11 protein-coding genes are annotated in these 11,941 nt (G+C 42.5%); 4 read left to right on the top strand and 7 right to left on the bottom strand.

What is annotated here, in order from left to right; genetic code table 11:
* Positions 1–65: 65 nt before the first annotated feature.
* Positions 66–476, bottom strand: coding sequence for a hypothetical protein (locus tag P2W82_RS23940; RefSeq protein ID WP_336518493.1), 411 nt, complete (start codon positions 474–476; stop codon positions 66–68).
* Positions 477–704: 228 nt separating this feature from the next.
* Here P2W82_RS23940 and P2W82_RS23935 point away from each other — a divergent pair, with 228 nt between their 5' ends.
* The gene (locus P2W82_RS23935) at positions 705–1,388 is read left to right on the top strand and encodes a Type 1 glutamine amidotransferase-like domain-containing protein (RefSeq protein WP_336518492.1); all 684 of its coding nucleotides are present in this window, start codon (positions 705–707) and stop codon (positions 1,386–1,388) included.
* 154 nt (positions 1,389–1,542) lie between these two features.
* On the opposite strand, the gene P2W82_RS23930 is transcribed toward P2W82_RS23935, so the two are convergent.
* Complete coding sequence (locus tag P2W82_RS23930) at positions 1,543–2,004, bottom strand: nuclear transport factor 2 family protein (RefSeq protein WP_336518491.1); 462 nt, start codon at positions 2,002–2,004, stop codon at positions 1,543–1,545.
* A 449-nt stretch (positions 2,005–2,453) separates the two neighbouring features.
* On the opposite strand from P2W82_RS23930, the gene P2W82_RS23925 reads away from it, so the two are divergent.
* Both P2W82_RS23925 and P2W82_RS23920 read left to right on the top strand, forming a co-directional pair.
* Entirely contained in the window at positions 2,454–4,064 is a 1,611-nt protein-coding gene (locus P2W82_RS23925) for a long-chain fatty acid--CoA ligase (RefSeq protein ID WP_336518490.1), read from the top strand.
* A gap of 27 nt (positions 4,065–4,091) precedes the next feature.
* Positions 4,092–5,354 carry a spinster family MFS transporter gene (locus P2W82_RS23920; protein WP_336518489.1) on the top strand — a complete coding sequence of 421 codons (1,263 nt, stop codon included), beginning with the start codon at positions 4,092–4,094 and terminating at the stop codon, positions 5,352–5,354.
* A 926-nt stretch (positions 5,355–6,280) separates the two neighbouring features.
* Here P2W82_RS23920 and P2W82_RS23915 read toward each other — a convergent pair.
* Entirely contained in the window at positions 6,281–7,570 is a 1,290-nt protein-coding gene (locus P2W82_RS23915; protein ID WP_336518488.1) for a serine hydrolase domain-containing protein, read from the bottom strand.
* 93 nt (positions 7,571–7,663) lie between these two features.
* Between P2W82_RS23915 and P2W82_RS23910 the strand changes: the two genes are divergently transcribed.
* A complete protein-coding gene (locus P2W82_RS23910) occupies positions 7,664–8,401 on the top strand; it encodes a beta-ketoacyl-ACP reductase (protein ID WP_336518487.1) in 738 nt (245 codons plus the stop codon).
* A gap of 63 nt (positions 8,402–8,464) precedes the next feature.
* Here P2W82_RS23910 and P2W82_RS23905 read toward each other — a convergent pair whose 3' ends face one another.
* From P2W82_RS23905 to P2W82_RS23890, 4 genes are all read right to left on the bottom strand, one after another.
* Complete coding sequence (locus tag P2W82_RS23905; RefSeq protein WP_336518486.1) at positions 8,465–8,788, bottom strand: hypothetical protein; 324 nt, start codon at positions 8,786–8,788, stop codon at positions 8,465–8,467.
* A gap of 323 nt (positions 8,789–9,111) precedes the next feature.
* Entirely contained in the window at positions 9,112–10,347 is a 1,236-nt protein-coding gene (locus tag P2W82_RS23900; protein ID WP_336518485.1) for an amidohydrolase family protein, read from the bottom strand.
* Between the two features lie 188 nt (positions 10,348–10,535).
* Entirely contained in the window at positions 10,536–11,174 is a 639-nt protein-coding gene (locus tag P2W82_RS23895) for a 3-keto-alpha-glucoside-1,2-lyase-like domain-containing protein (RefSeq protein WP_336518484.1), read from the bottom strand.
* A 96-nt stretch (positions 11,175–11,270) separates the two neighbouring features.
* A complete protein-coding gene (locus P2W82_RS23890) occupies positions 11,271–11,720 on the bottom strand; it encodes an SRPBCC family protein (protein ID WP_336518483.1) in 450 nt (149 codons plus the stop codon).
* Positions 11,721–11,941: the final 221 nt, after the last annotated feature.

The following is an 11,941-nucleotide window of genomic DNA, read 5'->3' as shown; positions in this document are numbered from 1 at the left end:
TTGCATTGTAAAAGTACAAAAGTCAGGGAATTCGGTGCCACTCTGATTTTCATTCAACTCCCTCATCACAAACGCAGGTAAGTAATATCATGGTGTTTATCATCCTGATGTAGTGAGGATCTTAATACCAATTTACGTTTAGTCAGTTCAATGATAATATAGTTTACAGGTATTTTATCCCCGCCGGGATTCAACCATAAGGTCAACGCATTTTTACCTCTTAAATCCCATTTCCCATGATATTCCTGACCGACATACCAGCCAGGCAGGCTGGAGCTAGTAACAGTGTCTCCCGCAATATGAAAAGTCGAATCAATCCTGATTTCAAGATCGCCTCTGTTGAGCTTCTTATTGCTGGTGTTCTGTAATTTCTGATCAGGGTCAACGCGACGCCACCTGCCAATCAGGGAATATTGACTATAGCCCTGTGCTACAGCAACCATGCAAAAAAATAAAAAAGGAATTTTCAGGTACATTGATAAGAGGGATTTAATAAATATAGAAAATTATCTCGGTTACACTTCCTTGCAAACCGGATATGCATAAATAATTCGCCAACGTTTGTGGTGTGACTGCGATGTAATGTATATATGAATCATTTGGTGAAATATTAGTGCCCTTGTTGATCAGGCCCGATTTATAATATATTTTCAAAACCTGAATCAGCCTTTCCAGATTCAACCATTCATCCGAAGTAAATAAAAATGAAACTTCTTCTTACGTCCGCAGGTATAAGCAATGCAAGTATCCATTATGCATTGGTGGAACTCCTTGGTAAACCTGTATCAGAAGCGAATGCTCTGTTTGTACCTACCGCGATTTACGGTATACCTGATGGCGGTGAGATCGTACGCAAAGTGATCTGCGGAACATTGGGTGACCCCTTCTGCGATCTTGGGTGGAATACACTGGGCTTGCTTGAACTCACCGCTTTACCCAGCATCAAAAAGGAACTTTGGATTCCGTTACTTGAGCAGACGGACGTTTTATTGGTCGGCGGCGGCGATTGTCAATACCTAACCTATTGGATGCAACAATCAGGACTAGCCGAAATACTACCATCATTCAGCAACCTGGTATACATTGGGCTTAGTGCCGGAAGTATGATCATGACCCGTTATGGTACCACATATGGAAATCATACGCTTCCTGCCAGCTCCGATAAATGTCTTGGTTTAGTTGATATTGCAATACATCCTCACCTGGACCATGAATGGTTTCCCGGGAATTCGCTCGCTAATCTCGAAAAGCTTGCAGAGACTATCGACATCCCATCTTACCTGATCGACGACCAGACTGCCATTAAAGTAGTTGATGGAAACATTGAAGTTATTTCTGAAGGAAACTGGAAATTGGTTAATTCCGGAATGGCTAGCGGGAAGTACTGAACGATGTAAAATTATTCTTCTTTTCGTTTTTCACGAATCGCTTTAGCAGGGCGAATATCTACTTCAAGGTTTGTATTCTTCAATAAAATTACTGTCCTGGTTAGCGTCATAAAATGCATACTTTTTTTTTGAATTTCCAATTTAGTGAAGTCATCTACAATCCCATATTCCGAAACATTTTCCACATGCCATTTTCCTGCTTCCAGATGACGCAATATTTTCCCTTGTATTTGGTCGCGCCGTTGCTGTCCTGGAATTCATAAATGCCCAGTTCCACCAGATATTCAAGGTCTGTCGACAGACAGGTCATTGTAAACACCAGGTTTCGCGAGTCCATCGCAATGGAATTTCTTATATGCTTTCCCCAGGACTGCAGGATTTCAGCACCTTTCAGGTCTTCAAATTTCGCATCTCTTGCATACATGGAATATATCGCTGCTGAGTCGCCGTTGAGAAAATGTTTTGCAAACTCCTTATCGAGGCTGTCGATAATTTTCCCCTCTTTTTCAATATCGAATTTTATGGATATTGTATCCTGTCCGGCTGCTGACGCGAACGACAATGCCAGGAAAAAGCAGACTGACGTCAATTTGAACCACCATAATGACTTATTCATCCTACTATTTTGAATAGTGAAGTATTTAAATAAGGTGGTTTCTTAAAGTAACAATCAACGGAAAAATAACGACGTGATGAAAATCTTATGATCTGCGGTCTAAGTGAAAAGACTAAGCAAATACTATTCCTTGAAGTTAGGCAGAATTTCAGACCTGGCAGGTATTAAGACCTCGCAGGTCTCTCAAACCTGGCAGGTTTATAAGACCTGCCAGGTCTAGAAACCTGGCAGGTTTTAGACCTTGAAGGTCTTATAAACCTGGGAGGTGTGACACCCTTTTTTCGCCGGAAAATGCGTTGAAAACAACAGGCATTTTCGTGATTTAAACGTGAAGATTTCGATGATTATCATAGTCCATTGAATCTCATCGCATGCCGTCATTGCCGGGGGATAATTCGGGATAAAATATTTTTTGAACTATATTCAGGCTCAACAAACGATTATGCCGTATGAAAGGTCTGATGATGGACTATCAGCTTACTATTCCTACTATTATGCGAAGGGCAGAATCCCTTTTTTCTCACAAGGAAATCGTTACGCGATTACCGGATAAAAGAATTCACAGATACACCTACAAAGATTTTTCATTGCGGGTGAAAAGGCTGGCTACCGCATTGACAGAACTGGGCGTCGAAAAAGGCGACCGCATCGCAACGCTGAGCTGGAATCATCATCAACATCTGGAGGCCTATTTCGCAGTGCCATCCATTGGTGCGGTTGTACATCCTCTCAATATCCGCTTAAATCACGATGACCTGAGCTATATCGTTAATCATGCAGAAGATAAAGTACTGGTTGTGGACCAGGTGTTGCTGCCACTGTTTGAAAAATTCAGGTCTTCAGTAAATTCATCAAGGGTGATTGTCATTCCACAAACAAACGAAGCAATACCCGATGGATATTTGAACTACGAACAGGTTGTGGACAGCGGTGATGCATCAAAATTCAAACCCTTTGAAGAAGATGAATACGCCGCAGCATTTATGTGCTATACTTCCGGAACGACAGGTAAACCGAAAGGCGTTTTGTATTCACATCGATCTGTTGTATTGCACGCAATGGCATTCATGTTCAGTTGCGGAGATGTAGGAGTTAACGAAAGAGATGTTTTGTTACCGGTAGTGCCGATGTTTCACGCATGTGCGTGGGGCTTACCTTATACCTGCACATTTACCGGCGCAACACAGGTTTTCCCCGGACCCTATCTGGATGCAGACAACCTGATCAGCTTGTTCGAAAAAGAAAGAGTAACGATTACGGCCGGCGTACCGACAGTAATGCTGGGCCTGCTCAACAGACTTGATGCAGATCCGGTAAACCATGATCTGGCGTTGCACACAATGATTCTGGGTGGTTCTGCTATGCCGCGACATCTTGTAAAGGCATTCGATGAACGTTATGGTATTCGCGTTCTCCACTCCTGGGGTATGACGGAAATGTCGCCTTTAGGAGCAACTTCAGTCACCACCAGCAAACTATCAAATGAGGATAAGGAGACTCAATATGATTACGCTATTAAGCAGGGCCTGCCTGTTCCCTTCGTTGAAACGAGGGGCAGAGATGATTCCGGTGAACTGATTCCCCGAAATGGAATTGCCATGGGGGAACTCGAAGTGCGCGGACCATGGATCATATCATCATATTACAAGGATCAATCAAGAGAAAAATTTACCGATGATGGCTGGTTTAAAACAGGCGACATCGTTACAATCGACCATGATGGATTTATCGAAATCAAGGACCGCAGTAAAGATGTAATCAAATCCGGCGGCGAATGGATCAGTTCTCTCGCCTTGGAAAACGCCTTGATGGGTCATCCTGCAGTTCTGGAAGCAGCAGTCATAGCAATTCCAGATGAAAAATGGATCGAACGGCCATTTGCCTACGTCGTCTTGAGAGAAGGACAATCGGTGACATCCAGGGAATTGATTGAATTTCTTTCTGGAATGTTCGCGAAATTCTGGTTGCCGGATGAATGTGAATTTATAGATGCGATACCCAGAACTTCTGTAGGTAAATTCCTGAAATCTGCATTAAGGGAACGCCATGCCAAAAGATAATGGTTATCTGTATTCTTCGTTTGCATTATGAATAATTCAAGCCGCAACTCTTATCGCTACTTCGTACTGACCATGCTTACGCTGGTATATATATTTAATTTTATCGATCGTCAGTTGCTCGTCATTCTGCAGGAATCAATAAAGAAAGAACTGAAACTTTCAGATACGCAGCTAGGTATGTTGTCAGGATTTACTTTCGCCATTTTCTATGTGACTTTGGGTTTGCCGATTGCGAGACTGGCAGATAAAACAAGTCGCCGGAACATTGTCGCTGCTTCTCTTGGACTTTGGAGTCTGATGACAGCATTATCCGGCCGCGCACAGAATTTTTTACAACTATTACTGGCACGTATAGGCGTAGGTGTTGGTGAAGCGGGTGGAAGTCCGCCGGCGCATGCAATGATATCCGACTATTTTCCTCCGGAGAAAAGATCAACAGCATTATCGGTATATTCTTCCGGCATCTACTTTGGTATCATGATCGGATTTCTGATGGGCGGATACCTCAATCAAACACTTGGGTGGAGAACTGCGTTTTTTGCACTTGGCATTCCCGGCGTTTTGTTTTCGCTTTTATTTTACTTTACCGTGAAAGAACCTCTTCGAGGATCAACTGATGTAAATGCACAAAAAGCCGATGAATCCGGTTCGGTTTTGAGTGTATTCAGAAAATTATTTTCCACGAACTCGTTTCCTTATTTGTCATTTGCTACCGCGCTGAATGTTTTTTGTATTTACGGATTGAGTAACTGGTCGCCGTCTTTTCTATCGAGACTGCACCATATGAAAAGTACGGAAATCGGAATTGTGCTCGGATTGTTTTTCGGGATCGGAGGAGCGTTTGGTACATTCTTCAGCGGCTATCTGACGGATCGCTATGGAAAAAATGACAAACGTTTGTACCTGCGCATTCCTGCTGTATCTGTTGTATTGGCCAGTCTCTTTGCTTTAGGGGGTTTATTCATTCAACAAACGGTTGTATCCATTGTCTGCCTGGGCATCTGTGCATCGTTGCAAGGTATGTATCTGGGTCCATCGATTGCTGTGGCGCATAGCCTGGTGCCTGCGTCCATGCGCGCTATGACCTCGGCTATTTTATTTTTCATCCTCAATCTCATTGGACTGGGGCTGGGTCCTTTGGTGATCGGATTTATCAGCGACAAGCTTGCACCTTCGTTGCAGAATGAATCATTGCGATGGGCGATGTCTATCATTGTTGTGATCGAATTATTTTCGGCTGTGTTATTTTTTATCGCTGCAAAGAAATTACCATTGGATTTGAAAGCTTAACTATAATCTGCTGTCCAACTGATTTAATGACAGACACATTAAAACGTTTTAAAAAGAAATGGAAAGCTATTTGAAATCTTAATTTCTTATGCACGGTTTTATATCATGTTCGAATTTGCCGATTGATGCTGATATAATTTCTCATTTTCTACCCCAAAAAGCGACTCCACAGCCAGCCCTGCGGGCCCTCCCTCCCCCACCTCCACCTCCAGTTTTTAAACAAATGGATATAGCGGATGTGCCCGGGTACCCAGCACTACATCCACACATCCATTCGTCTTCGCGAAGTGTTAGCTAACAATTTTCACCATCGGCAGCCGCTGATGGATTTGATCGATACCGGCATCAATCTTTACAAATTTACTAAATCGCGGTAGGCGTTTCCAAGGATGAAACACCATTTACAACAGAGAAAATTACAGCAGCAGAAGGTGAAAACACATGCAGGTGCCTACAGTATTACTAAACGAGACAGAATTTAGAAATTCTTCAGCAAGGCCATAACAATCTAAAAAATTAGATTCGTAATTCTTCAGGTACCGGTGATGAACTTTAGTGCCAATCATTCCCACAGAATCTACATTGCTTTGCGAAAAACGTTCTGGCAGGTTGTTGACATTTTTTTGTATTTATTCAGGAATACTTTTTCTGAACGTTCTTCAATAATAGGCCTTGCCACATTTATTTCAAACTCTTTATAACCATGTTTTAATAGGTCCTGCAGATCATTCGTGGTCTGATCTGAATACAAATGATGATCATAGGGATTTTCCTGGTTGTTAGTCGTGAACTGGCTGAAATAAATTCGATCTATTTGACAGTTTCTCTGGTCACATGCTGATTTTTACAGCTGTTACCAATATCATTCTATGCACCTCAGCTACCACTTTCAACTGTAAACCTTCAAGTTCAATGCCAGAGTGTAACTAATCATTGATCGCCTGGTATACCAGCGGCTTAAAAGCCCTATCCGTATCCGTTACATGTGGCCCCCACATTTGTCTGTAAATAATTGCGAACATATTCTCTTTCGGATCGACCCAATAGGAAGTGGAAAACACACCGCCCCATGCATATGTACCCGCCTGGCTCGGACCCAGTCTGCTGCCGTTGTCTGTGATGATAGAAAAACCAAAACCGAATTTATTTTCTGAACCATTGACGAACAAATCACCGATCTGGTTCATCGTCATCATGCGGACAGTATTGTGTGAGAGAATACGAGTGTTTCCATAGGCTCCCTGATTAAGCAACATCTGCAGAAATACAGCATAATCATAAATCGTGGAACTCAATCCTCCTCCGCCAGAAAAATATTTCTTCTGCTGAGTAGGATACGAAAGATCGAGTGTGCCACCCCAGACTTTGTCTTCTTTCTTTGTAACGCCTGTTGAATCCTGCTGAAAAAAATTAACGACCCGTGACGCTTTCGAAGCCGGTACATTGAAATATGTATCCTCCATACCCAGAGGTTGGAAAATGCGCTTTGCAAAATATTCCTCCAACGTCATTCCTGACCAGACTTCAATGAGATATCCCAGCAGATCTGTACTGAGTCCATACATCCATTTTGTTCCGGGCTGAAATAATAAAGGCGTACCACCTAATACATCCATTGCCTGCGCCAACGAACGCTCTTCCTTAGTTCCCGTACCTCCGGTAATCTGCTTTTTCGCATACATCGCATTTGCTTCAGCAGTACCAATACCCGGATACCCCAGACCCGAAGTATGCGTAAGTAAATCCCGGATAGTCACAGGACGATTAGCAGGAACGGTGGTGTATGTTGTATCCTTTAAATGGAATGTATTCAGCACAGTCTGATTAGCAAAAGCAGGAATAAATTTTGAAACTGGATCATCCAGCGAAAATTTTCCTTCTTCCCATAGTATCATTGCTGCAACTGTCGTGATTGCTTTGGTTTGTGAAGCAATCCTGAATATTCCGGTTTTGTTTAAGGCTTCTTTTGTATCAGGATTGTTATAACCATAGGATTTATAAAACACAATTTTCCCTTTTCGAGCAATCAATGCCACCGACCCATTCACCCAGTTTTTCTGCACCCAGCTGCTCATACCTGAATCCAGCAGCGAAAGTCGTTTTCCGGAAAAACCACCCGCCTCCGGAGCAGCTTCGGTTAGTGTTCCGGGTTGTGCAACTAACGTTTGCGAGAATGACACAAAGATGATCAAAATAACAAGCAGTATCCGATTCATATTTCTTAAGGCAGTTTGACAAACAATATAAAAAAAGTTTTCCTGCAATAAATATTTTAATTCATTGATTACATTGCATAAAAACAGTAATCCATGAGACTGAAAGACAAAGTAGCCTTAATCACCGGCGGTGCGAATGGAATTGGCCTGGCAACTACACAACGTTTCGCCCGCGAGGGAGCAAAGGTCATCATGTGGGACCTGACCGATCAGGGAAATGAAGTCGTGGAAGCTTTGAAAAAAGAAGGCTGTGATGCTATTTTTCAAAAAGTGTCAGTGACGGACGAAGAAGCTGTGCTGAATGCTGTTGAAGAGGCCCATAAACATTTTGGCCGGATTGATATTCTGATCAACAACGCAGGTATCACCAAAGACAGAACATTGCTGAAAATGTCCAGGCAGGAATGGGATGATGTCCTGGCGGTAAATCTTACCGGTGTATTCAATTGTACACAAGCTGTTGCACCGATCATGAAAGAGCAGAATTACGGACGCATCATTTCAGCTTCATCCAATGTGGCTATCCGCGGCAATTTCGGACAAACCAATTATGTTGCTACAAAAACAGCCATCATTGGTATGACAAAAGTGTGGGCCATGGAACTTGGAAAATTCAATATCACCGTCAATTGCATTGCACCTGGATTTATTTATACCGCGATGACAGACAAAATGCCTGAAGAAGTAAAAAAGCAAAGCATTGCACAGATCCCGCTGGGAAAATGGGGTTATCCGGATGACGTTGCTAACGGTTACCTGTACCTGGCATCCGATGAAGCATCATTTGTGAGTGGCGTATGTTTGACTATTGATGGTGGCGCGGCGAGGTAAATTCTACCTTGCCATGTCTATTCAGAAGTAAACCAGTGATACTAACAGGCAATAACTGAACGATCACCATCGGTTGATTTCTTTGTATCTGACGATTCTGGATTTTCTTGTACGAACCTTTATTTTAAGCCATACATCATCCCCGGAATTTGATCCGGTATTTGCAGAACCATTAATCTGTACCAAATTGTAAGTAACAACCCTTTCTGACAGCGAAGTTGCTATGTATTTCCCACCGGACCCTACAAGCATTAATTCGTGAAATTCTGTCAGAAAATTCAGTAATGAAGCCTGATCAGAAAATTTCTTCCCTACAATTTTTTTTATAATCGACTTGTTTGTACCTCCATACCAAACTGGCTCAATCAATTCAACTTTTGAAGACACTCTATCATATAAAATGAGGCAGCTTCCCTGGTAAATTTCAAATCCAAATGAATTCGTCAGTATTACGTCGTAAAAATCGATGTTTGGAAAAACTGCTTTTACCAGTTGTTTTTCGATCTTTTTTATACTAGCAATGTCTGAATTATAAACCCAGTTTCCATCAACGGATGATTTATGCGGGAACCGGAGCGCGAGAATTTTTTCAAATCCAGGTTCAGCCTGACCGAATGTGCATAAAGAGATTACAAGGTATAAGGCACAGATTAATATTTTGCTATGTGTACATTGATTATTGATTGCCCGGAATTTTTAAGACCGATTTTTTATTTCTTATACACCTTTCCATCTTTCATCACAAAAACCACTCCTTCCAATACGCTGATATCAGTCAAAGGATTTCCTTTTACTGCAATGATATCCGCAAACCGACCCACCTCAAGCGAGCCGATGGAATTATTCCCGATCAATTCGGCAGGATTAATTGTCGCAGCACGAAGAATTTCAATACTGGTCATTCCTGATGCGAGGTAGGTCTTGTACATGCCCACGCTCACCTGCCCGCGTGTCATTCCGGAAAATTCGTAGTAAATATCCGAGCCTATCGCAATTCGTACTCCGGCTTTCAGCGCCCTTTTTATTCTTTCCTGGTATTTAGCAACGCCGGCTGCATCGGTAGGTACAAGAAAAATATTCTTCTTTGCCATCAGGGCAAGTACGGTTTCTGAAATCGTGTAGGCATGCTCGATAGAACTCACACCCGCTTCCGCCGCGATCATAGATGGACCATCCCCGTCTGTTGCATGCGCAGCAACGGGAAGATTTGCGCGTTTTGCTTCTTCAACAATCACCTTTATCTCCTCCACAGATAATCTGCGCGAACCTGAATTGACAATCACCTTTATACAATCAGCACCGTCGTAAATGGCCTGTCGCACAGCTCTTCTTGCCTCTTCTGTTCCGCTGATCTGAACATATTCCTGGTTCAATAAATGCTGGGCTTCCGGTGTAACCGACTGAAATTGTCCACCCACTGGAGAAAGCGCTCTTGTCGATACAAACATCCTCGGACCTGCAACATCATTACTATTGATCGCGTCTCTCAAAGCGATATCTGCATTGACACTGGAATTCCCCAGGTCACGCACCGAAGTAAAACCAGCGTCCAGCATTTCACGCGCCAAACGAACACCCAGCATAGCCCGTTTTGCAGGACCAAGCTGGGTCATTTCAAGAATTCTGTTGGAATTGTCGTCGCCATATTTTGAATAATACTGATGAAGAAGATGCGTGTGTGCATCAATGAGCCCGGGAAGAAGCGTTACATCGCCAAGAGCAATTATTTGTGCACTATCCGGGATTCTGAGATTGGAGCCAACACCGGTTATCCTGTTCTTTTCAACTAAAATGACAGCATCTGTAATTTCCTTACCCGTCCGGACATCAATCATTCGTTTTGCTGTGACAGCAATTCTGTCTGGGGATTTATCCTGGGCGCGCACAATTGCAAATGACAAACAAAAAGCAAGAATGAGCTTAGCAGTAATGGTCGTAATCTTCATTGGATTAAGAGTCAGATTTTGCTAACGCCCAAAGAAAGGAAGTATTTGATCAATAAATGTATTTAACAAGACTATTTCTAAAGATTGGTTAAAACCTTTGCGAGTTTGCGTTGGAGCTATGTTACGAAACAAAACATCAGTCCCAGTGCGTTTGTTACGATCGATACAATGTAAATAAAGGTTCTCTCCTACTCTTTCATTATTACCAGGTTTGCATAGCTTCCATCAGAACCGTTTTCCACCCAGAGCCCCAGTTTCCCCTCTTTCCAGTTACTCAGTTGTATTACCGCCAGCGATGGTGTGGTAGAATTATTTACAAAGACAGTTACCTGTTTGTTTTTTACAACAATCTTACAGTGAAACCAGTCATTCCCATCCGGTACCGGATTCACTTTATTCTCATACTTCCCGGGAAACTGTTCCCTGAGTTTGCTCCAGTCGTATTCAGGATTTGATATGTACTGTACAGCTCTCCATCGGCGAAGGGTGTCTGGATTTGAAAAATTGAAAGGCCGGAAGTAAATTGCGTCATATGTGCTGTCGTTCTGAATATGAAATGCAAAACCGACAAAACTTTGTCCCATCTTATCGCGGCCTCTCAGATCCAACTCTATCGTACCATTGCTGAAAACAATATTGTTCAGGACTAAAAGGTTTCCACCTTCACCGGCTTCAATCCTGATCCCCTTTTTACCATTCTCATCTATGTTGCTGACACTCCGTTTGGTTAAGGATGTCTGCTTTTTATCCTGCAAATCCGGCCTGTAAGTCTGAGCAATTGAAGCACGGGAAAGCAGCAATATGAAAATGATAACCGGTATCCGCATGGCTGTATGTTTTGTAAATTTGTTTGTTATCACATCATGCTTCATCGCATAATCAGAATGCCACCTCCTGCACCACGTCTGCCAGGTTCGGATTTTCTAAGCATCAGGGATTTCAGGCTCAACAAGTTTTGTCAATTTTTCCAACGATTCCTGCCAACCCAGGTAGCACATTTCCACAGGTATCATCGGTGGAATATTTTCCTGTATAATTTTGATCTCAGTTCCGCAAATGACTTTTTGTAACCAGACCGTGGTAATCATTTCCCCGGGAAGATTCGGATCGTCAAACGTGTCCGTATATTTTAGAAATTCATTGGGTTTTACATCGACATATTTCCCGCCGAAAGAATGACCATTACCGGTCGAAAAATTATGAAACGACATTCTGAATTTTCCACCGATTGTTACATCCATTTCATGCACAGTACAAAGAAAACCATAGGGAGGCAACCATGATGCCATAGCATTTGCATCTGTAAATGCACGAAAGACTTTTTCGGGCGATGCTTTTAGTACTCTGTGTAATGATACGCTATTGTTTGCCATAAAAATGAATTTAGTTTATTCGAAATGTCTATTTAAGAAATTAAATCATATTTTCCTACAGTTCACTGCTGCCAATGGGCGGATGCGCTCTTCACTTTTTGTTAGGCAGGAGCCATGACACTGGAGCCTGCCTGCCGTCAGCTAAGCCTTACCCAAATTTATTGAGTCATTATTTCATAAACACTTGCTGCATGGGTTAACTGTTGATAACCTTGCCAAAC

The sequence above is a fragment of the Pollutibacter soli genome, assembly GCA_029269725.1.
GTDB lineage: Bacteria > Bacteroidota > Bacteroidia > Chitinophagales > Chitinophagaceae > Pollutibacter > Pollutibacter soli.
The sequence above is the reverse complement of the archived record's forward strand: the minus strand, read 5'-3'. Positions and strand labels throughout refer to the sequence as shown.